This window comes from Microvirga sp. HBU67558 (assembly GCF_018069605.1).
GTDB classification, from domain to species: Bacteria; Pseudomonadota; Alphaproteobacteria; order Rhizobiales; family Beijerinckiaceae; genus Microvirga; species Microvirga terrae.
The window spans coordinates 1-20,591 of record NZ_JAGPUP010000469.1 but is presented as its reverse complement, the minus strand read 5'-3'; the positions used below and the strand labels follow the sequence as shown (position 1 = coordinate 20,591).

At 59.6% G+C, this 20,591-nt stretch carries 18 protein-coding genes and 2 pseudogenes; 12 read left to right on the top strand and 8 right to left on the bottom strand.

What is annotated here, in order from left to right:
• Positions 1-390: 390 nt before the first annotated feature.
• From KBI52_RS07510 to KBI52_RS07500, 3 genes and pseudogenes are all read left to right on the top strand, one after another.
• A pseudogene (locus KBI52_RS07510) lies at positions 391-582 on the top strand (ring-cleaving dioxygenase); the annotation flags it as partial.
• 112 nt (positions 583-694) lie between these two features.
• On the top strand, positions 695-1,639 hold the full coding sequence (locus KBI52_RS07505) for a pirin family protein (RefSeq protein ID WP_210806450.1): 945 nt from the start codon (positions 695-697) through the stop codon (positions 1,637-1,639).
• A 97-nt stretch (positions 1,640-1,736) separates the two neighbouring features.
• The gene (locus tag KBI52_RS07500) at positions 1,737-2,525 is read left to right on the top strand and encodes a hypothetical protein (protein WP_210806448.1); all 789 of its coding nucleotides are present in this window, start codon (positions 1,737-1,739) and stop codon (positions 2,523-2,525) included.
• Positions 2,526-2,692: 167 nt separating this feature from the next.
• On the opposite strand, the gene KBI52_RS07495 is transcribed toward KBI52_RS07500, so the two are convergent.
• A complete protein-coding gene (locus KBI52_RS07495) occupies positions 2,693-2,971 on the bottom strand; it encodes a hypothetical protein (RefSeq protein ID WP_210806446.1) in 279 nt (92 codons plus the stop codon).
• Positions 2,972-3,441: 470 nt separating this feature from the next.
• On the opposite strand from KBI52_RS07495, the gene KBI52_RS07490 reads away from it, so the two are divergent.
• The gene (locus KBI52_RS07490; RefSeq protein WP_210806444.1) at positions 3,442-3,705 is read left to right on the top strand and encodes a hypothetical protein; all 264 of its coding nucleotides are present in this window, start codon (positions 3,442-3,444) and stop codon (positions 3,703-3,705) included.
• Positions 3,706-3,890: 185 nt separating this feature from the next.
• On the opposite strand, the gene KBI52_RS07485 is transcribed toward KBI52_RS07490, so the two are convergent.
• The 3 genes from KBI52_RS07485 to KBI52_RS07475 form a co-directional block, all read right to left on the bottom strand.
• Positions 3,891-4,289: a hypothetical protein gene (locus tag KBI52_RS07485; protein WP_210806442.1), complete on the bottom strand. Its 399-nt coding sequence runs from the start codon at positions 4,287-4,289 to the stop codon at positions 3,891-3,893.
• A gap of 200 nt (positions 4,290-4,489) precedes the next feature.
• Positions 4,490-5,257 carry a DUF1194 domain-containing protein gene (locus KBI52_RS07480; protein ID WP_210806440.1) on the bottom strand — a complete coding sequence of 256 codons (768 nt, stop codon included), beginning with the start codon at positions 5,255-5,257 and terminating at the stop codon, positions 4,490-4,492.
• A 208-nt stretch (positions 5,258-5,465) separates the two neighbouring features.
• Positions 5,466-6,053, bottom strand: a complete 588-nt coding sequence (locus KBI52_RS07475) for a DUF6647 family protein (protein ID WP_210806438.1) — start codon at positions 6,051-6,053, stop codon at positions 5,466-5,468.
• A 140-nt stretch (positions 6,054-6,193) separates the two neighbouring features.
• On the opposite strand from KBI52_RS07475, the gene KBI52_RS07470 reads away from it, so the two are divergent.
• From KBI52_RS07470 to KBI52_RS07460, 3 genes are all read left to right on the top strand, one after another.
• Positions 6,194-8,185 (top strand): BTAD domain-containing putative transcriptional regulator, encoded by a 1,992-nt coding sequence (locus KBI52_RS07470; protein ID WP_210806436.1) that lies wholly within the window; start codon positions 6,194-6,196, stop codon positions 8,183-8,185.
• 67 nt (positions 8,186-8,252) lie between these two features.
• Entirely contained in the window at positions 8,253-9,275 is a 1,023-nt protein-coding gene (locus KBI52_RS07465) for an amino acid ABC transporter substrate-binding protein (RefSeq protein ID WP_210806434.1), read from the top strand.
• A gap of 51 nt (positions 9,276-9,326) precedes the next feature.
• Complete coding sequence (locus tag KBI52_RS07460; RefSeq protein WP_173945865.1) at positions 9,327-10,163, top strand: DUF1194 domain-containing protein; 837 nt, start codon at positions 9,327-9,329, stop codon at positions 10,161-10,163.
• A 244-nt stretch (positions 10,164-10,407) separates the two neighbouring features.
• Here KBI52_RS07460 and KBI52_RS07455 read toward each other — a convergent pair whose 3' ends face one another.
• The gene (locus KBI52_RS07455; protein ID WP_210271959.1) at positions 10,408-10,719 is read right to left on the bottom strand and encodes a hypothetical protein; all 312 of its coding nucleotides are present in this window, start codon (positions 10,717-10,719) and stop codon (positions 10,408-10,410) included.
• Here KBI52_RS07455 and KBI52_RS07450 point away from each other — a divergent pair.
• Positions 10,702-11,400, top strand: a complete 699-nt coding sequence (locus tag KBI52_RS07450; protein WP_210806430.1) for an IS6 family transposase — start codon at positions 10,702-10,704, stop codon at positions 11,398-11,400. The genes KBI52_RS07455 and KBI52_RS07450 overlap by 18 nt on opposite strands.
• Positions 11,401-11,487: 87 nt before the next feature.
• Here the strand turns inward: KBI52_RS07450 and KBI52_RS07445 are convergent.
• A pseudogene (locus KBI52_RS07445) lies at positions 11,488-11,757 on the bottom strand (IS6 family transposase); the annotation flags it as partial.
• Between the two features lie 341 nt (positions 11,758-12,098).
• Between KBI52_RS07445 and KBI52_RS07440 the strand changes: the two are divergent.
• The 4 genes from KBI52_RS07440 to KBI52_RS07425 all read left to right on the top strand — a co-directional run bounded on the left by KBI52_RS07440 (position 12,099) and on the right by KBI52_RS07425 (position 19,831).
• Positions 12,099-13,679 carry a matrixin family metalloprotease gene (locus KBI52_RS07440; protein WP_173945863.1) on the top strand — a complete coding sequence of 527 codons (1,581 nt, stop codon included), beginning with the start codon at positions 12,099-12,101 and terminating at the stop codon, positions 13,677-13,679.
• A gap of 19 nt (positions 13,680-13,698) precedes the next feature.
• Positions 13,699-14,823, top strand: coding sequence for a hypothetical protein (locus KBI52_RS07435; protein ID WP_210806428.1), 1,125 nt, complete (start codon positions 13,699-13,701; stop codon positions 14,821-14,823).
• A 388-nt stretch (positions 14,824-15,211) separates the two neighbouring features.
• Complete coding sequence (locus KBI52_RS07430) at positions 15,212-16,096, top strand: IS5 family transposase (RefSeq protein ID WP_210806426.1); 885 nt, start codon at positions 15,212-15,214, stop codon at positions 16,094-16,096.
• Between the two features lie 648 nt (positions 16,097-16,744).
• Positions 16,745-19,831 carry a hypothetical protein gene (locus KBI52_RS07425; RefSeq protein ID WP_210806424.1) on the top strand — a complete coding sequence of 1,029 codons (3,087 nt, stop codon included), beginning with the start codon at positions 16,745-16,747 and terminating at the stop codon, positions 19,829-19,831.
• On the opposite strand, the gene KBI52_RS34005 is transcribed toward KBI52_RS07425, so the two are convergent.
• Positions 19,758-20,183: a DDE-type integrase/transposase/recombinase gene (locus KBI52_RS34005; RefSeq protein ID WP_173945859.1), complete on the bottom strand. Its 426-nt coding sequence runs from the start codon at positions 20,181-20,183 to the stop codon at positions 19,758-19,760. The genes KBI52_RS07425 and KBI52_RS34005 overlap by 74 nt on opposite strands.
• A 3-nt stretch (positions 20,184-20,186) precedes the next feature.
• Positions 20,187-20,405 carry a transposase gene (locus KBI52_RS07415; RefSeq protein ID WP_173945858.1) on the bottom strand — a complete coding sequence of 73 codons (219 nt, stop codon included), beginning with the start codon at positions 20,403-20,405 and terminating at the stop codon, positions 20,187-20,189.
• Positions 20,406-20,591 lie beyond the last annotated feature (186 nt).

Genomic DNA, 20,591 nt, shown 5'->3' with positions numbered 1-20,591 from the left:
CTGTGGAGTCGCGCGTCAAGAATCCATTCACAATAGATCGATTCAGCGGTGGGAAACTTCTTTGGCTAGAATCATTTAGCCCAAAAAGCCGAGTCAATTCGCATGTAAAAGCCCGGTTCCGGTTGATTCGAACTTACGCACTTGATTCGAGAGTGCCTAGTATTCGGCTCGAAGGTCGGTTCGCGGGCTGAGATGATGATTCGAGAACGGCGCGTTGATCGGATTAACGACTTGTAAAGGAACCACAAGCTCGGTCCGATGCTTGAATAAGATTCATGGTTGCCGATCGCAGCTCCGTTTCGTAGGCCGGTTCAATCCTATATAAATCGAATTGCTCGAACTCCTCGTCAGAGACAGGACGAACAAGGAAATCTCCAGAGAGCCCGATATGGCTCTGTCGACCGCTTCTGGTTCCACAGCCTGTACGTCCGCGAGCCGAACGGGGTCCTGTTCGAGATCGCCACCGACGGGCCGGGCTTTGCCATCGACGAGCCGATGGATACGCTCGGCGAGATGCTGTCCGTGCTGCCCTTCCTGGAAGCGCAGCGCCAACGGATCGAAGCTGGCCTGCAGACCCTGTAAGCGCGTATGCAGGTCATTGAACAAGCCGGCCCATTACCTTTAGGTATGGGCCGGCCCTCTGGTCCACCCAGCCCCTCGCCCACCCGCCACAAGCGTGTAAGGAGACGATCTGATGAGTTGGAATCCCGCTGACGATCCACGGCCTGGTGACAAGCTGGCCTGTGAGGCCATCGAGATGGTCATCGTGCCGCGGGCGCGCGACCTCGGTAGCTTCGAGGTGCGCCGGGCGCTCCCATCGGCGCAGCGGCAGATGGTCGGCCCTTTCATCTTCTTCGACCAGATGGGGCCGTCCGAGTTCCTGCTCGGGTCCGGCATGGATGTGCGGCCTCATCCGCATATCGGCCTCTCGACCGTCACGTACCTGTTCGATGGCGAGATCATGCACCGGGACTCGCTGGGAACCGAACTGCCGATCCGGCCGGGCGAGCTCAACTGGATGACCGCCGGCCGTGGGATTGTGCATTCCGAACGGACAGGCCAGGAGTTGCGCACGACGGGCTCGAAGCTGTTCGGCATCCAGAGTTGGGTAGCGTTGTCAGCCAAGGACGAGGAGACCACGCCCGACTTCGTCCACTATGAGGCCGGGCAGATGCCGGTGCTCGAAGGCGACGGCAAGACGGTGCGCCTGATAGCCGGCTCTATCCTCGGTGCCACCTCCCCGGTGAAGACATCCAGCCCGATGTTCTACGCCGACGTGGCGCTCCAGGCGGGAGCCGCGGTGCCGCTGGATCCGGACTATGACGAGCGGGCGATCTACACCGTGTCGGGCGAGGTCGAGATCGCGGGTGACGTGTTCCCGCCCGGACAGCTGCTGGTGTTCCGGCCCGGCGACCGCATCACGATCCGGGCCCGCAGCGATGCCCGCTTCATGATGCTGGGCGGCGAGCCGATGGACGGACCTCGCTTCATCTGGTGGAACTTCGTCTCGTCGCGACAAGACCGCATTGAGCAGGCCAAGGCCGATTGGAAGGCAGCCCGCTTCGACACCGTTCCCGGTGACGAGACGGAGTTCATCCCACTGCCTGAACCGGAACCGACTCCTGTGCGCTATCCGTGACCATGTGGCGAATGGAACCCGAGCAGCGGGCGCTGTTAAGCGATTGAGATTATCGGTCGCCATGATTAGGCTTCCCTGATACTTCTCGGGGAAAAACATGGCGGCTGGCGAACCTCAGAACTTCTCGCATCTAACAGCCGACGAGCGGTTCTTCGTAGCGAAAAACCGCTTAACCATGACGTCAGCGCTCGTCATAGAGACAATTCGGCTCAATGAGCAGACACGCGCCTTCTTCGAGTCTGACTTTGGCCGCTCGATTACGAAGGCTGCTCACAGCCCGAGCAGCACACTTGTTTCGACTGTACTTTATTACGAAGTCGTGCAGCTTTGTCGTTTGTGGGACAAATTTGATGCTGGCAGCTTCAGCCTGCCCACAATCGCAGCGCTTCTACGCGATCGAGAGGTATTTCCTCTCGTGCTACAGAACTTGGCTACGCATAGTAAGCCTCGGGTCGAGTTGCCAGTTGCAGGAATTCTGGACGGCGAAATTCTGGCTCCGGTCGACATGCGTGAGCAGGAGGATAAACCGGTTCTGCCTCCACCGAACTTTAAGGCAAGGATCGAAGAGCTAGAAAGTTGCCTCAGCCTGATTTTCGAGATCGAAAGCGGCAAGGCACTTGAACGGATCAGAAATCATCGCGACAAGAAAATCGCCCATCCAATTTTCCGAACACAAGCTGAGCGCAAGAAGGCGATTGATGATGTCAAGGGTGTTGATTTAGATGAAGTGGTCAATGCCACCGTGGCAGTGATGACCACGCTAGAAAGCGTTCTCACCCCAACCTATGCTGACTACGCCGATCTTCGGAATGCCTCCCGAGTCGAAGCCGAGTCTTTCTTTAGCTTAGCGAATTATAACCCTGATCCAAATCGGCAGATTGGATGACGATAAAGTGGACATGGGCGGTCGTGCCGCATGGAGCCGCCGCAAACGATTTGAAAACCTTGGAAATCTCAGGAAATTGATGGGATGAACTGTAAGCCAGCCTTCGAATGTGCGGGCATAGACCACCCTTTCAAGTATCATCTTTGATGGCAAGTAAGACTCCAAGTTCAAGTCGGTTGCGGCTCCAAAGTCTGGAGCTTCACTAGCAAGTCGCGATGGGCGTACCAGTCCCTGAGCGTCTCCTGCATCTCGTGCAGCTCCGCCTTGGCGGATGCCGTGCCCTGGGCTTCCCAGGCGAGGTCCTGAATGAGGGCGATTTGATCAGAGATGCGCTGTTTAAGGTCGTTGATGTCATCCGTCAGTCTTGCGAGTTCTTCTCGCTGATGCAGTGCAGGGCCGTTCGCCTCGCGGGTTTGGCCGGATAGACCTTGTTCAAGCTTGAGCATACCTCCGCATAGCGCCTGACCGGTTCAAAGCCAAGCTTTAGTCCCGCGGCCCTGATTCCTTGATCTAATTCCTATCATTCAGCTAAGGAGCCACGGTCTCCAGCAACCGGTTCACCACCTCTTTGCCGTTAGGGCTCAGGCAAGCGACCATCCTCCACGGCTCCCTCGGGTCCCGGTCCTTGCCCACCAAGGCGCGCCCCAGGATGTGGGCTGTCATCTCAGCAGATAAGACGCCTATGATGTCTGCCCTAGCGACTCTCGGGTGGACCGCGGCAATTGGAGTGGCCGTTCAGGCGGCTGTGACACTGCTCGCCTCACTCTTACTCCACTTGGAGAACCCAAGAACTGACTCTGTACGCCCCCTCCTTGCTTTGCGCTGAAGCTTTCGTGCTGCCCACTTGTGGACTCATCTTTGCCTTTCTTTCTGACAGACTGAGAAGCCTAAAAACAACATCAGGGAGGAAGCGCCGATGGACCATGACGATCTTGTCGAATTGGTAGCGGGCGACCTGACGCATAGCGTTTCTCAGATGCTCATCGAGATGGGCCCTGAGGACGGCCAGAGATGCGCTAAGAAGGCCCTCATCGAGTTCGCTACCCAAGCCATGAGCGGAGCCCCCAAGATCGGCGCAATGGATGTGTCGGCATTCACGGAAGCCGAGAGACACGCCCTAGCCCAAGCCTCAGCCATGGTCCTTGCAACAATCCGGGCGGATACCGGAAGACCACAATAAAGAAGTGGTCGCCTTCCCTTCAGGATACCTCTTTCCGCCTGTTTCCTGATTTCACCAGAGGCAATCTTAAGGCGGGAGGCCGCTCGCCTTCGCCGACAGCAAATGCCCGTCTGTGGTAGCAGGCAGCCGGTTTGGTTGGCCTTGTGGGACCCGTCCGCCCTCTCACCTCCCAAGGGCAGGCTTCGTCATGGGACGGGTCGGATGGACCTCTCACGAATGGCAAACGCGGGTTCGAAAATCGCCGTTGGGTTTGGCGGCAGGATGGCGCAGTAGGTGGCATAGCCCATCATGAAGCCAGGTCCGTTCTCGAACCGCCCGCACCAATGCCCCCCGTCCGTTTCACCCGTATCCCCGAGCAGCACCCGATATTGGATCGTAAAGTCTAGTACCCCGATCCACTGTCCCTCGACCAACATCTGCACACCCGTCGGCGTCACCCGATAGGGCGCGGGTCGACAGTCGCCCTCGTGGCAGCAACTGTGCCCTAACCTGTCCCTGAGAGGCGAGTAGATGTCGTGAGCCTCAGTGGGCGGCGCGGAACCAAGCAGGGCCATCGCCGTGAAGAGATCAAGCCTGAGAGACATCAGCCGCTCTCCCGAATGATAGGCTGGCGGCGCTCATCGGAGCGTCGGGAAACGCTACTCCGGGCATTGTACTCCCGAACGAGGATCCTGTCGCTCAAGGCCCGGAGGAAGCGGGTTGGCGAATGGTGCCTTGGAGAAGCGCCGCTTGCGGCGGGATAGCCCACGGACGCCGGCCATCCCCTGCGACCGCTATGTCCTGGTCACCTGGCTGTCGGCTGGTGTCTCCGCCGCTCGCCAGCCAAGCAGTTCGTCGATGCGTCAGCTTGGGCAGGCTGGAGCAGCGAGCGAGGCTGCCACTGGTCCGTGATCTCCCGGATGATCTTGGCCGTGATAGCCTTGATGAAGTGCGCCTTCTCCCGCACCGGAACCAGAAAGGCCTCCGGTCCTCCGATGACGCAGTCGCGGAAGTAGAGGTCGAGGTTGTCGATATCCCAGATGCCGTCGGGCCGCTTCAGCATGATCGGCAGGCCGTTGATGGTGATGCCCTGGGTCAAGACACCATCGCGTGCAGGGGTCACGGTTCGGCCCGTGTTGTTGGCTCCATCGCCCGAGATGTCGATCACCTGCCGATCCGCCTGCACGCCGCTCTGACGAAGCTGCCGGACACCGAAGTCGATGCCCCCCGAAATCGAGGTGTAGCCCATGCGGTGGACCGGACTCCGCGAAAGCCGTTCGGCAAAGGCCACGCCATCGGCGGGCTGCTCGATGATGGTCCAGGGGACGACGATCTGCTGATCGAACGCCCCGGACCACTCGAGGTAAACCACAGCGATGCGCCCCAGCATGCCCTGACGGATCGCCCGATGAACCTCGGGGGACTGGAGTGCCTCGGCAAAGCCGTGTCGCTGGAGGTCTGGCTCATCCGGCTCCATGGAAAAGGAGACATCGACCGCCAGCACCAGCGCGAGATCGACCCGGGTTTCGGCCGGAGCCGCGCCGTTCGCGAGCAGCATCCCGCCTGCCAGCATCAGGGTGGGTCATGAGGCGCGGTCCGCTCAGCATCCCAAGCTCCCGTTCCGCCGGCGCTTCGCCCACGGTGGTTTCGTACCGATTGAACTTGAGCAGCGGGCTGACGGGACAATCCCGGCTGTCGTGTCGATGCCCGAAATGAGTACTGTCCCGCTGAGTTGCTGCGCATGGCCCCAGGGATGATTCGCCGGCACGCGGCTGGAGAAATCAGTCCGAATAGCCGCAGGCACCCTGAAACAGGCCGAGAACCTGGAGCAGGAACGCCTCCTCCCGCAGGCCCCGGGTGCGGAGATAGAGGGCCTGGAGGCCATAAGCGTCCGCCTCCAGCGCCCCTGGGCATGAGGCGCGCTCGTGCGCCCGGCTCGCGAACTGCTGCGCATGCACCAGTTCGTGCACGAGATAGCTGCGCGCGAGCGGGGTGTCGGGATCGAGATCGTCGGCGAGCAGGATCTCCCGCGTGGTCGGAACGTAGACGGCAGCCACAGCCTCGCTGTGAGACTCACCGAGGGTCATCGGGAACACGAGCCCGTCCAGACGCTCCTTCGGCGCCAGGCGAACGCAAATCCCGGGGGCTTGGATGCCCGTCTCCCCGATGACGAAGGCTCGTGCCTCGGCGATCCATTCGCTCTCAAGGCATTCGTCGGATCCGGCCGAACGGGCCAGAGCAGGGCCAATGGCGGCCAACGCCAACGCGAGGCCACAAGCGACCAGAGCGATCATACGGGCGAGACGAAGGGCGTCCCAAAGGCTGCCGATCGTGTCGTCGTGGCCTTGGAGCGAGCAAGCTTTCCTCATGGATCGATCCTCCCGCGTGCGGTGCTTGCGGGAGTTGAGCCGACGGAGCGTTAGACAGGCGTGAGGCGAGGCCTCCGGGCGTTTCGCGGATCCTGACGCGGTGCTAGACTGGTCCTGCTGCGACAGCGTCCGAGGCCTCCATGACGGAACTCGAGATCGCACTGCTCGGCGGGCTTCGCCTGCGGCATCCCGACCGCGGACCCATCAAACTCGCGGGCGAGAAGGGGCCCCAGCTCCTCGCGCGCTTGGCATTTCACCCCGGCACGAAGCATCGGCGCGACACCCTCCAGGCGTTGCTGTGGCCGGACTCCGACCCGCCGCATGCCCAGGGCAACCTGCGCTTCGTCCTGCACCAGCTCAGAACGATCCTTGGCGGAAACGAAGGGCCGCTCCATAGCAACAGCCGCTCGCTCTGGCTTGACCCGGATCGCGTGGCCGTCGATGTCGTGCGCTTCGAGGCGCTCGCGGCGGAAGGGACACTCGAAGCCCTCACCGCAGCCTGCGATCTGTACTGCGGCGATCTCCTGTCGGATGCGGGCGATCTCAGCTCCGAATACGAGGATTGGCTACTGCCCGAACGGGAGCGCCTGCGCGAGGTGGCGCGCTCGGCCTTCTGGAATCTGTTCTCGCTCCGGCTGTGGCGCGGCGAGGTGACGGAGGCCAAGGCCTGCGCCCAGCGTTATCTCGTGATCGACCCCTACTGCGAGCGCATGCATGCAGCACTGATGCGGCTGCATCTGACTCAGGGCGAACGTGCGCTCGCGGCCGGGCGCTATGGCCAACTTCGCGTCCGCCTTGAGCGTGACCTCCAGATCCGGCCGGGAGCCGAGGTCGAGCAACTCGCCCGGGCCGTGAGCCAGACCAGTGGGCGCTCTGCCCCGGAGCCGTTCAATGCCGCCTGGGTTCTGGGCCGCAGCGACCTGCCCGCGGACGGCAAGCCCCTCGTGGCCGTGTTGCCCTTCCGGGACCTCTCCGAGGACCAGGCGCTGGTCAGCCTGCCGGCGGCCCTGACCGAGGACGTGATCGCCGATCTGGCGCGCTTCCGCCGGCTCGGTGTCCTGGCCCGGCACACGTCCTTCGCACTCGGTCGCGACCCTAATCCCGAGGCCCGGTTGCGCCAGCTCGGCGCCCGCTACACGATCGAGGGTAGTGTTCGGCGCACTGGCAACCGCTTGAGCGTGACCGTCCAGCTCGTCGACAACGCCTCGCAGCGTCAACTCTGGGCGGAGCGCTACCAGGGCGACTGGGAGGAGCTGCCACAGTTCCAAGAGACTGCGGCCAAAGCTATCGTCGCGAGCATCCCAGTTCACGTCGAACAGGCAGAGCTGGAGCGGATCCGTCACCGCGAGATCCATTCGCTGAGCGCCTACGAGCACTGCTTGCGTGGCCGGGAGTACCAACGCTCGACCTTGCATGCGGCTCAAATCCAAGCGCTCCAGTTCTTCAGCCGTGCGCTCGAGCAGGACCCGAATTCTGCCATGGCGCATGCCGGGCTGGCTTGCGCGATCATGCACGCCGGGGGCATCAGTCCCTTGCAGGAGGAGGAGCGACGGGAGAGAGCGATCATCCACGCACAGCAAGCGATCGCCCTCGACCCTCTCGATCCTCAGGGCCACTGGATGATGGGACTGCTCCTGCAGTACAGGCGCGACTTCGCAGGTGCCCACGTGCACCTCGACCGCGCTGTCACCCTCAGTCCGGGTGACGTCGAGACCCTGGGCTATACGGGCCTGGAGTATGCCTATGCGGGAGAAGCCGAGCGCGGCATCATGCAGGCAGAGCAGTCGATCCGGTTCAACCCATACTTCCCGGCGGTCTCAGTTGAACAGATGGGCAAATCCTGCTTCGTCGGCCGCCGCTATGAGGATGCGCTGTTCTGGATGCGGCAGTCGCCGGATCGGATTACCACGAACCGGGGCTGGCTGGCCGCTGCGGCAGCCTATGCTGGACGCACGGACGAAGCAGCCATGCATGCTAATCGGATGCGGGAAGCGCTGCGTCAGCGCCTGGGCGAGGAGGAGCTGCGGGCGGTGGGCGGCGCGATCGGGTGGCTTCGCTTGCCGGCCCGGTTTCAGCATGCGGCTGACCTGGAGCACTACGAGCGCGGTTTGGAGCTGGCAGGGCTTGGATAGCCGGGCCGACGTGCCGCCGTCGGAAGTTCCCAGCGCGGCCGACCAGTGAGCGGAGGGAGGCAAGATCATGAGGAGGATTTCGATATCGGCGGCCCTCGCGATCACCATGGCGGTGCTCGCCGCCACGGGAGCCTCGGCCCAGGCGACGCTGGCCAGCGTGAAGCAGAAGGGCGTCCTGACCTGCGGCTCGAACCGGGGCGCCCCCGGCTTCGGCGCGCCGGATGCGCAGGGCAACTGGTCCGGTCTCGACGTCGATCTCTGCCGCGCCCTCGCGGCCGCCATCTTCGACGACCCGACCAAGGTGCAGTTCGTCCCGCTCTCGGCCCAGGACCGCTTCACGGCCCTCAAGTCCGGACAGGTCGACGTGCTTGCCCGCAACTCGACAGCGACCATGGCGCGTGACACCCAGGTCGGCCTCGAGTTTCCGGCCATCAACTACTTCGACGGCCAGGGCTTTATGGTCCGCAAGACGTTCGGACTTGCCTCAGCCAAGGAGTTGAACGGCAAGTCGGTCTGCACTGACCAGGGCACCACGACCGAGCTCAACCTCGCTGACTACTTTCGCGCCAATGGCCTGACGTATCAGCCGGTGAGCTTCGTGAATGCGACGGAGGCGAAGGCGGCTTATGAGGCCGGCCGCTGCGATGCGATGACAACCGATATCTCTGGCCTCTATGCCGCGCGGCTGACCCTCTCGAACCCGGACGATCACGTGATCCTGCCGGAGGTCATCTCGAAGGAGCCGCTCGGGCCGGCCGTGCGCCAGGGTGACAACCAGTGGGCCGACATCGTGCGCTGGACCTTCAATGCCATGCTCGATGCCGAGGAGCTCGGCGTGACCAAGGCCAATATCGAGCAGATGAAGACCTCGGCCAATCCAGAGATCAAGCGCCTGCTCGGCACCGAGGGCAAGTTCGGCGAGGCCATCGGCCTGACCAACGACTGGGCCGTGCGCATCATCAGGCACGTGGGCAACTACGGCGAGAGCTTCGAGCGCAACGTCGGCGAGGGTTCGCCGCTCAAGATCAAGCGCGGCCAGAACGCGCTCTGGACCAAGGGCGGCCTCCAGTACGGCCTGCCTGTTCGGTAGGAATTGATCCGGATTCAGACCGGAGATCGTCAGGATGTATTCGACGGATGAATGAGCGGAGGTGGCGGCCATGCCATTGCTGCGATGAACCAGCCCCGATCCTTTCTCGGTCCCGTGCTCCTGGCGGCGGGGGTGCTTGCCGCATCAGGATCGGGCGCATGCGCCGAACTCGCCGTTGATCTCTCGCTGGTGCTGGCCGTCGATGTGTCGGCCTCCATGGAGCCGGTGGAACAGGAGTTGCAGCGGGCCGGCTTCATCGAGGCCTTCCGCTCCCCTGCCCTGTATGATGCCGTCCGCCGCGGTGTACTGGGCCGTATTGCCGTCACATACATCGAATGGGCCGGAGAGACAGAGCAGTCCGTCGTCATTCCCTGGACCGTCATCAAACAGCCAACAGACGCGATCATATTCGCGGATCTCCTGTCCCAGGCGCCACTGCATAGTGGAGGCTTCACCTCGCTTTCCGGAGTAATTGAGTTCGGCATGCGGCTGCTGGAGGACAGTCACATGGAAGCTACCCGGCAGGCGATCGACATCTCGGGTGACGGACCGAACAACAAGGGGCGTCCGGTGACGTGGGCGCGGGACGACGCTTTGGCACGGGGGATCGTCATCAACGGTCTGCCGATCATGATCCATCGGCCGTCCGTCTTCCCCGAGATGGAGAACCTCGACGGCTACTTCCGCGAGTGTGTGATCGGCGGACCCGGATCCTTTATGATCCCGGTGCAGGATCCGGCCCAGTTCATGGAGGCGATCCGGGCCAAGCTCATCCGGGAAATCGCCGGGCGGCCAGAATTGCAATCACTGACCATTCCTGCTCAGGCCAGAGATGAAACGCTATGCCTTGCTGGAGAGATCCGGCTGAAACAGCAGCTGCGGCATTGAGCCGGACATCTGGCTCCGTCCAGGGTAGCCGGAACGGCTCAAGAGGTGGGATCGACCGTGTTGGTTGTGCTTGCGGAGGAAAGCATGAGGCCACCTGGGGTGGCGGTCCGCAGGTTTCGATCTGCAGGGGGCAAGCACCCGTCCCAACCAAGCTCTGTTTATTGTGAAGCACCTTCCATCAGGTCGTCGGGCAGATCCGCCCACACATGGTCATGCTCCCCTGGATCTCATCGACCCTCTCGCATCAGCGCTTATTCAGGGGGACCACCTTGGGTTCAGCTGTGTTGGCACCCTTGGCTGGCTTGATCCTGCTGAGGAGTGTGGGCGAGACATTCCACGTCTGCCCGGTGTCGGTGATCACTGTCACGGTCTTTTTGTTGTAGCGTGTCAGCATGCCCTCAAGTGGCCCTTGGCCCGGCGGCTGGAAGGTGACCCGGTCGCCAATCCTGAACTCCAGCATCTCCACATGGGATGTGTCGCAAACATTTTGTTTCAGAGTTTCAGCTATAGCCTCCTCGGCTTCAGGGAAGAGGGTGGCATGTTCAAGGGCAGGCATTTTGATCGCTCGGTGATCCTGCTCTGTGTGCGGTGGTATCTCGCCTACAATCTCAGCCTCCGCAATTTGGAAGAGATGATGGCCGAGCGGGGCATCTCGGTCGACCATGCCACGGTGCATCGCTGGGTCGTTCGTTACTCTCCCGAGCTGCTGCAGCGGTTCAATCGACACAAACGGCCCGTCAGCGGGAAATGGCACATTGATGAAACCTACATCAAGGTCCGTGGGCGCTGGACGTACCTGTACCGTGCCATCGATAGCCATGGCGACATGGTCGAGTTCTGGTTCAGCGAACGGCGCAATCTGGCGGCGGCCAAGCGGTTCCTGCGCAAGGCTCTGAAGCGGCATGGCCGTCCGGAGCGGATCGTCATCGACGGCAGCCAGACCAACCGAGAGGCCATTCTGAGCTGCGACACGGAAAGCCGGCTCCAGGATCGGTCAAGACGCCAGTTGAAGCCGATCCGGATCCGGCACAGTCAATATCTCAACAACCGCATTGAACAGGATCATCGCGCTATCAAACGGCGGGTTCGGCCGATGCTCGGGTTCAAGTCGATGGCGTCCGCTCGGACGATCTTGAGCGGCATCGAGATGGTTCACATGATGCGGAAAGGACAGGCGAAGTACGCCTGCAATCCACAGCCCTCACTCGCGGAGCAATTCGATCTGCTCGCCGCGTGAGCTCTCCACAAGCACCTGATCCTTTCTCGTCTCTGATCCGGATTTGCGACAGAACCATCCGTCCTGGTCGACAGCCCGCCAGAGTCAGTGTTTCTTACCCGCGATGCTGATCACAACCTCATCGAGATGCCAGACATAATGAGGACTCCGCTGCTTGCGACAGAGGCGCCGGGCATACTCTGGACCGAATTTCCTGCCCCACCGACGGATCGTTTCGTAGGACACGATGATGCCGCGCTCGAGCAGCATCTCCTCCACGACCCGCAGGCTCAGGGGAAACCGGAAATACAGCCAGACCGCATGGGCGATGATCTCGCACGGAAACTGGTGGCGCTTGTAGCTGATGGGATTGGTCATGCTGCGGCTCTTAAGCCACAAGCCGCTCACCAAACGTTACCGTGACATCACCGGCGCGCCATACTCCGCCCACTTCGCGACCCAGTACTGCTGCTTGGGAATGCGGTGGCGGCAAGCGGCACGGATCTTGAACGGCACGGTCGAATGCGAGATCTGGAAGGCGCCATTCTTCTATGTGTTCCAGTCTCGGAAGACAAATCGCCTACCCGTGCAACAATGCAACTAGGGTTCCCCTCTACCTTCTGGGTGCCGATTCTAATTTGCGACAGATCCGCCAAGCTTGCATCCGCAGCACTATTGAATTAATATTTGCTTTTACTTCTACCATTGGGGAAATCCCGATGCGTATATGGTCAATTGCTGCAGCAGCAATAATTGGGTTGATGAGCTTGCCGGCTGCCGGCCAGGATCGCATCACTTATAGCGAGGGCTCGCGCCCACGAGTTCTCATTAACTGGCGATCGTTCGAAGCGAACGGATTCCCGGCAGCATGGAAAGATCCTTTCACCAATGTAGTGATCAACGCCTATACGCGCCTCAATCATGTTCTCGGCGTTGACGTTCGTCCGCAGTTCTTCGGCTATACTGATAACGTTGACGCAGGATCGGGCGAGATCGTTATCTCGGCCAACGAAAAGCATGTCTGCGCAGACAATCGCTTGGCATCGACATTCGGCTCTTTTCCGGACCGGCTAATTATCATCGTCCACGCCAAGAATGCCTGCGATCTCACCCCGTGGAACTTCACGCCATTCTGGCCCAACTCAGGGGAAATAAGCCTGCATGCCGTGATGATGCACGAATTACAGCATACAATCGGCCTTGATCACAGTAGCAGCACCAAGAATATCATGGGAGGCTATACTTGGACATCGCATTATGGCCCATGGTCCGGTGACGTTTCGGATATTCGTGCCATCTATCGCCTGCGCACAGATGATCGTTTGCGCCAACTCGCGACTTATAACAGCGGAGCGAGTTGGTCGACGCTGGGCAACGACATTACGGGCTTCGGCAGTACCTTCGCTCGCACGACCAACAAAATTGCGGCTGCGGGTAACAGCAGCACAGGCGACTATGTCATCGGCTGGACCACGCCTAGCAATAATCTCACCTGGATCCGTGGCGACGGCGTCACTTTTGATCCCGCGAATTGGTTTCTCTATAGCGTGCATCCGCGACCGCGCTATGGCACTGCTATGGAGTCGGATCACCATGATACATGGATGTGGGCTGTAGTCGACGGTCGCAACGATGACAACCGCGTGCGCATCATACGGTCACGCGACAACGCAGCAAGCTGGGCCTATACCAACTTCCCCACGGCTACAACCGCCGCAACCCCCGGCATCGCTACCGCTGTCGTTGGAGGAAGGCGTGCGTGGATAGTACTCTGGGTAAACTACGACGAATCCAGTCAGAACGATACCGGCTACATCTACGCCAGCGTCTCGTTTGATAATGGTGACTCGTGGTCGACTCCCCACCGTGTCGATGACTTCTACCGTGTGCATGATGGTGTCGCAATCGAGGCCAATGATGCAGGCCAGTGCTGGTATAGTTTCGTTTGGGCTGGTGAGAAGGGCATTTGGGAATATGGACAGAACAAGCTGCGCACGCGCACATGCACAATCTCGCCCGCTGGCATCGTGAGTGCCGGCACTGTGTGCATCCAAGGACAACACAGCCGGGTCACACCGGATTTGGCCTGGCACGCTGATACCCGCATATTTGTTCAGGGATTCCGCGAGCAGGATTTTGCCACTTCCCTCGACTCTATGCAGATTACTGCGGGAGGTTGTCCCGCCGGCTTCCTGCATATCACCGGAAGTACTAGTCATGTTGGTCCTGGCATGGCTGTAAACTCTGGCTGGTCGACGCCAACCGGTACGGAAATTGTGACGTGGTTTGCTCGGGAGTAGTGCGCTGGAGGGAAAGCCTATGACATTTAGCGCTTATTTCGACCGCATTGTACTAGTGCTCCCCTTCGCGCTTTTTGGATCATTATTTCCTGACCTACAGGCGCAGGCTCATTACCCGGCTCCGTCAGAGCCTCCTAGCTTTGACGTCCTACTAAGAGCCGAGCCGATCATCGTACTTGCCAGGGTCGGCAACCTGGTGGGCACGAGCAAGAAGGCATTCGAAGCAATCCCGGGGGACATCGACCACGCACCAGCCTACAGTGAAGAATACCACCACTATCGACTGCATACAGAAAGACTGCTCAAGGGTGTGCTGCCTGACACGTTTGACGTGCGCGTGCTCAGTGGTAGCCGGAACCATGTCTTGATTGATCGTGCACAGGGACAAGAAATGCTGCTGGTACTCGCGCCGGATTCAGGCCTTGACCTGCAAGGTCGGCCGCGGGACACGTTTCTGATTTCGCATGGCACGGCCTATATTGTCCGTAATGGGCGGTTCCAGGTTACCGGCGCTCGTGGGTCGGAGACATGGTCAGTCGACCGCACAGCTGATTTTGTCGGCCAAATTGAGCGCGAGCGCAATCAGCAACGCGCGGAAGCTCCAGAACCCCGGGATGCCGCAGTGGCAGTGTTCTCTGGAGAAGATCAGCTTGGCCGTCCTGAACCACCCGCTCCGGAAGCTCCAAAGTTGCGGAAAGGCGAACCTTTACCAGCAGATATACTGGCGAAGGCAGCCCCCAAAGCAATAGAGAGCGCTGGGGGTGAGGTAAGGTCGGATCGAATACCTCCTACGCGAATTCATATGCGTGAAATACAATTGGACAGATCCTTGGAGTTTCGGCCACGGCGGGTGCCCAGTGGCAACATCGAGAGCAATGCCTGTCTGAGAGGAAGTTACTCTCACAGCTACGAGACAAGCGGTATCGCGGGTCGTGAAGTCTGGCTGTGCTGCATCCCGGTGGATGAAGTTCTCAGGGACACTTTTCAATGCTCAGGCGGCACTCTTCCACGGCCCTTTGGCAGCCCCGACTACATAAAAATCCGCTACTGCAGCCTATTACATCCAACCGAATCGGAACCCACATACGTCCCGATTTGTATTCCCGCACCGCTGCAGGCGCCTGAGTTGGATACGAAGCGCTAAGAAGGGGAACATAAGCGTGTTGTCGTATGTAGACGCTCCCTGCTGGTAAGGGTTTTGTTGAACGTATCTGCAAAATGGTCGGGTGCGGTCATATGTACGGCCTGCTGATGCGGTTCATGCGACCGCGGCCCCTGATGGAAGTCCGCCAATCAGGTCTCAATCACATTATCGAGCTCGAGGCTCTGACAACGTCGCGGGTTTTCCTGATTTCGGCTCGACGGGTTTGCACTACGTCATTCATCACCCTTCCCAAACTGAGAACCTCAACCAGCGATGGCGCTCAGACGCCAGCTGGTGCCGGAGATCCGCCTTTTGCATAGATGAGCGATTTGGTAACCGCAGCTGGGTAGCGTAAGGCCTATTCGGCTTCTGACCAGAGATTTCGACTGTGCCCTTCAAAGCTGATGCCACTCGCCGTCACCACATTCCGAAGCAGCACCGGGTGACGAACTGGGCAGAGTACGATGCAGCCGTGCGCCAGCGGGGCAGTCTCAGGGTCCGGTTCACCGAGGAAGCCATTGCCGCCTGGCGGGCTGAGCCCCGCACCTCACGCAGTGCACAGCCGCATTACTCAGCCCTGGCGATCAGGACAGCCCTGACGCTCCGGGCGGCGTTCCGGCTGGCGCTGCGTCAGACCGATGGCTTGATTGGCGCGATCCTGAGGCTCCTCGGTCTTGAACTGGCCGTGTGGGATCATTGCACCCTCAGCCGTCGCGCCGAGACCCTCGAGGTGGCAAAACCAATCCCACGCACTGGGCCGGTGCATCTGTTGGTCGACCGCACTGGGCTGCAGCTGTGTGGAGCTGGCGAGTGGCTGGTCGAGAAACATGGTACCCGCAGACGACGATCCTGGCGCAAGCTGCACATCGGTGTCGATGCTAAGACCGGGCAGATCCTCGCCTCACTCATTGGCGATGGTGCCTACGATCAGGTCGGCGTCTACGATACTGTTGCCAAGCGCCATCCGGATGCCGACGTGATCGTCTCACCCCAATCAATGGCAGTGCTGAGTGATGCGGCAGAGAGTACTCCCACCCAGCGCGATCGGCATCTCCATAGTATCGCTGAGCATGGGCGCAGGGGCTGGCAGAAGCGGTCCGGGTACACGCAAAGAGCCTTGGTGGAGAGCGCCACAAGCCGCATCAAGCGAGTGATTGGCACGAGCTTACGCTCGCGGACGGAACCCCGGCGCGCTATCGAGATTGCCGTCGAAATTCATGCTTTGAACCGCATGCTCGAGGGTGGACACCCGAAGTCTGCCCGCATCGCTTGATTGCAGGTCATGGGTGCATTCAATCTGTGCAACAAGGTCATGATAGACACCTTCGGCTCTGATTACGTAGCATCGCGGCTGGTATGAGTGAGTTCATGGACTAAGGGTACGTGTGGTGTTATGCTTGGATGCTTGTAAGCGCCTATACTTGGCCCCTGAGCGTTCTGTTGCTTAAAACGCTGAGTTTCAGACTTAACCATAGGGGGAAAACGTGTTCACGCTTCTGAAGTCATCAAAACTTATCGATCTAGCTGTCATCCAGGCTCCCGCGTTCTTGATCTCAATTCTGATCGCTGAGCTCTTCTACAAATTTCATAGTTTCCTGCTTGAATGCCTCGCCTTCCTAGTGACGTGGTTTGTCTTGGATTGGGTTGCACAGCAAACGCGATCCCTTTGGACGAGAAACGAGTCCGCACCTCGTTGACGATCAGTTCAGCATGAAGGATTTCTACTTCATAATGACGCTGCGAGCCAGCGCTCTGCAAAACACTAGAGCAACGGGCCCCGCATCAGATAATGATTCGTGACGGGAATCGCTTCTGGAACAAAGAGATAGCGTTGGTGCGCTGGCTCTGTCAGAACCGCGACTGCTCTAGCTAGCAGCAATTGCGGACCTCGCCCGTGCAGCACACTCGATGGAGGGGTCACATGGTTAAGAAGCAGCAGCCTGTAGGGCGGGCAGCGAAATCAAGAAAAGGCCGAGAGTTGCGCGATCGGGACGAGGCAGTCCGTCCGATACGAATAGAGCCAGGAGTCGTGGGCCGCACTCGATGGTTCACTGAGCGTACCGGATACAAAGCAGACTCTAGTTCATTGCGCCGGCTTCGCGCCGGCTTGGATGTTGTCGAAAGAATGAATGAACGCGGAGTGGTCGAACCCCATCTGCGCGACCGCGCCCTCGAGTTCCTCGCCAAGGCCCGGTTACCGGCGGACCAGATCAATGCGCCGCTGCTAGTCACGGGCAACGGAAAGCCACGCGAGTTGCGAATCCGCAGAGCTGAAAAGATTGAGGGTCTCAGTGCACTTACCCCACCCATCGAGATCCCTGAGACGAAAGATAAGTCAGCATTCATTGTGATCCCTGTACCGGCGGAAGTGGCAGAGTATCTTGACCTCAGTGAGGTGATTGGAGCCGACGTTCAAATCCGCCGGGCGCCAAGATTGCTGGGGCCTTTCGAGTTTCTACCGAACGAAGGGATCTTAGTTGGTCAGGTTCCGGGCGAACGTGCGCTTATTCAAGCGTTTGCATTCCCTAAGCACCCGTGGCTCCGGCTAGCTTATGACCTCCTATGCTCGCACTGGAAGTATGTTTTGTTGGACTCAACGGCTCGAAGCAACATGACGAGCTCAGAGGAAGTCAGGATCGGCACAGTCGACCGCATATGTCAGCTGATCCTGTGTGCACCTGATTTTGCCACCATCCAGGATCCACAGATCTTCAGCCGTGCGGGATTGTCCTTTCCACCAGGGTACGGTGGTGACATCTCGAGCCTAGAGGGAGGCTTAGGTCTGCCACCTGGAATCGAGCCAGGTGATCCTCGAAGCATATGCAACCGATGCCTGAACAGGTTTCTTGGAGAGATCGACGTTGTGGACGGCATACCTATCATGCCGCCCCTCATCAAGTGGTGCTGGATCCATCGCCGTCGGTGTTCACTTTGGAGATCGATTGGGCCTACTCCAGCAGCTGGATTCAGCGGGATTGGTCGGGTCACACAGTTGGCCGTACACCCGACGAAGGGCAACATCTTGATCGCCGGTGCGGCTGGGGGTGGAGTGTGGCGGTCCGACAACTCGGGGATAACGTGGCGACCTCTTATGGAGTTACAGCCGACGCTCACTATCGGCGCGGTTGCGTTCGCACCATCGAACCCTAACATCATCTATGCGGCATCCGGTGAGGACGCTGACGGCTGGAATCCAGCATGGGGAGGCATCGGCCTTTATCGCTCAACCGATGGCGGCACCCATTGGAGCATCGCGACCAAGGTTTCAAGCACTCGGTTCTCTGCTATTGTCGTCCATCCAACCGATCCAGACATACTTTACCTCGCTGGCGATCAGGGCTTGCACCGCTCAGACGATGGTGGTCTCAGTTGGATTGCCAATCCGGGCCAAGACTCTCTCTTCGACGCAACCGTAACAGATATCGTGATTGCCCATGACGATCCGGACCGGCTATACGTAGGGGTTCATCTCGACGGCGTCTATGAAACGGTCACGGGCGGGATACAGGTTGGAATGTCGCCCGCGTTCACTCGCCTCGATGCCGCCGGCCAATTGCCTTCAGGTGGAGGTGCAGGGTGGATAAAGCTTTCAATCGGTCGCAGCGGAGCGAATGGATCTAACTGTATTTTAGCGAAACTGGGCCCCAATGGCAGCCGCATTTTCCGAACACAAGACGGCGGAGCAACTTGGCCTGAGCTTGCGGCCAATGTTGCGTCCGTATCCTTCGACGAGTGGTGTTCGGTGGTCGCCGTTGACCCCACAGACGAGAACGTGATCTACGCGGGAAACAATATCGGTCTCCAACGAACGACAAACGGAGGAGCAGCCTCTGCAGATTGGGCTTCCGCGTCCGCGGGTGTTCACGCCGACCAGCAAGATCTAGCGTTCGATCCAAACAGTGCAGCCGTGCTCTATCTTGCGAATGACGGAGGAGTGTACCGATCAATTGATCGAGGAGCCACTTGGGAATTCAGATCAGGAGCTCTCGCGATCACGCAAATGTATGACATAGACATTGCGGAGCGGGACCGAGATATTGCCGCAGGTGGAGCCCAGGATAATGGCGTCTATTATCGCAACGCCGCTGGTGTCTGGCGGCACATTCCCTGGGGCGATGGAACTCAGGTCGCAATTGACCAGACCGATCCAAAAATTTTCTATTTCTCTTCGCAGAACGGACTTCCTACTAACATTCGAAAGTCCACCGATGGAGGAGTCACTCATCAGCAGATCGGACAGAACGGGCTCTCCGGAGGATCGCCGTGGATAACCATCATCAAGCTGGATCCAACGGACCCAATTGTAAATCCGTCGACAAGCCGGACGCTTTTTGTCTGCGGAGCCACGGAGCTCTTCCGTTCGACCGACGGCGGTCAAAATTGGCAGCGCGTCAACGACGGGAGTGGAAACCCTTTCAGCGCTTTCGGTACAATCACTGCACTCGAGTTTGCGCCGAGTGATCCAACTATTCTTTATCTAGGCACCGAAAACGGCGCACTGTATCGGGGCGTAAACGGTGGCAGTACGGCTGCCGACTGGTCGCGGATTGATCTCGCAGGGACGTCCGCGGATATGTTGTTCCCCAATGCGCAGATTCAATCACTCGCAGTGAACCCGCACGAACCGGATGATGTCTGGGTTGTCTTCGGTGGATCTGGCGTAAATTTTACTAATCGGCCCAACATGATTCTGAACCCTCTCGGTATTAGTCATCTTTTCCGCTCTATAGATGCCGGAACGACATGGCTCGATGCGAGCGGACAGATCGCTCCAACCATCCTTCCAGATGTACCGACTAGCGCAGTTGCCGTTTCGGACTTTGACTCCGAGGTGGCCTACGCGGGCAATGACGTCGGGGTTTTTCGAACAGTGGACGGTGGCCAGACCTGGACGGCTTTCCAGGATGGACTACCACGAAGCCCAGTTACAGAACTCAGATTGAACCGTCGCTTTGATCGGCTTGTCGCTGCCACAATGGGAAGGGGGGCGTACGTGCGCGACATCTGAGCGGGACCGCTTTATGCAACCCACGTGGCCGGGAACTGTTGCATTTGAGCGCGCCATGATCCGCCTCAAGGATGTTATTCAAATATTTCGAGGTGCGGTGTACCACATCGTTCGGTAGAAGTCCTTCGTTCTGCAGGCGCAGGAGGGCCTTGGGATACGACGCCAGTTTGTCGGTCGGGATCGAGGACGGCGGATAGGTGCTCATCGCCTTGATGGGCTTACGCAGGAGCCGATAAGCGGCGTTGGTATTCCGACGATCGGACAGCATGAAAGCGATCAACCGACCGTGCTTGTCGACCGCGCGAAGCAGGTACCTCCAGCGTCCGCCAACCCGCACATAGGTCTCGTCCACTCTCTAGGAGCCTGAACGATGTCCCTGGTAGAGACGCACCCGCTTCTCAATTTCCGGGGCATAGCGTTGGACCCATCGAAAGATCGTGCTTGGATTGACGCTGATGCCGCGCTCGGACATCATCTCAGCCAGATCACGGTAGCTGATGCCGTATTTGCAGTACCAGCGCACGCACAGCAGGATGATCTCAGCTGGAAAGCGACGGCGCTTGAACAGAGACACGGGAGCGGATCCTTGATGAACCGCTCCTCCCTATAAGGCCGAGTTTAATGCAACGGTGCCCTGGCTTAAGCTCCTACCACCGCGGGAGCATTGCCCGCCCTCATGCAAGTCTATTCCTGCCCGGTACTGTCAACTTGGCGCGAAGTCGGCGCAGCTGGCGCCGACATAGCCATCATGTCAGCCCAA

What these genes read in the sequence shown, in the direction of transcription:
- KBI52_RS07505 (WP_210806450.1), top strand. Translation starts at nt 695, where the DNA reads ATGAGTTGGAATCCCGCTGACGATCCACGGCCTGGTGACAAGCTGGCC.
- KBI52_RS07500 (WP_210806448.1), top strand. Translation starts at nt 1,737, where the DNA reads ATGGCGGCTGGCGAACCTCAGAACTTCTCGCATCTAACAGCCGACGAG.
- KBI52_RS07495 (WP_210806446.1), bottom strand. Translation starts at nt 2,971, where the DNA reads ATGCTCAAGCTTGAACAAGGTCTATCCGGCCAAACCCGCGAGGCGAAC.
- KBI52_RS07490 (WP_210806444.1), top strand. Translation starts at nt 3,442, where the DNA reads ATGGACCATGACGATCTTGTCGAATTGGTAGCGGGCGACCTGACGCAT.
- KBI52_RS07485 (WP_210806442.1), bottom strand. Translation starts at nt 4,289, where the DNA reads ATGTCTCTCAGGCTTGATCTCTTCACGGCGATGGCCCTGCTTGGTTCC.
- KBI52_RS07480 (WP_210806440.1), bottom strand. Translation starts at nt 5,257, where the DNA reads ATGCTGGCAGGCGGGATGCTGCTCGCGAACGGCGCGGCTCCGGCCGAA.
- KBI52_RS07475 (WP_210806438.1), bottom strand. Translation starts at nt 6,053, where the DNA reads ATGAGGAAAGCTTGCTCGCTCCAAGGCCACGACGACACGATCGGCAGC.
- KBI52_RS07470 (WP_210806436.1), top strand. Translation starts at nt 6,194, where the DNA reads ATGACGGAACTCGAGATCGCACTGCTCGGCGGGCTTCGCCTGCGGCAT.
- KBI52_RS07465 (WP_210806434.1), top strand. Translation starts at nt 8,253, where the DNA reads ATGAGGAGGATTTCGATATCGGCGGCCCTCGCGATCACCATGGCGGTG.
- KBI52_RS07460 (WP_173945865.1), top strand. Translation starts at nt 9,327, where the DNA reads ATGAGCGGAGGTGGCGGCCATGCCATTGCTGCGATGAACCAGCCCCGA.
- KBI52_RS07450 (WP_210806430.1), top strand. Translation starts at nt 10,702, where the DNA reads ATGTTCAAGGGCAGGCATTTTGATCGCTCGGTGATCCTGCTCTGTGTG.
- KBI52_RS07455 (WP_210271959.1), bottom strand. Translation starts at nt 10,719, where the DNA reads ATGCCTGCCCTTGAACATGCCACCCTCTTCCCTGAAGCCGAGGAGGCT.
- KBI52_RS07440 (WP_173945863.1), top strand. Translation starts at nt 12,099, where the DNA reads ATGCGTATATGGTCAATTGCTGCAGCAGCAATAATTGGGTTGATGAGC.
- KBI52_RS07435 (WP_210806428.1), top strand. Translation starts at nt 13,699, where the DNA reads ATGACATTTAGCGCTTATTTCGACCGCATTGTACTAGTGCTCCCCTTC.
- KBI52_RS07425 (WP_210806424.1), top strand. Translation starts at nt 16,745, where the DNA reads ATGGTTAAGAAGCAGCAGCCTGTAGGGCGGGCAGCGAAATCAAGAAAA.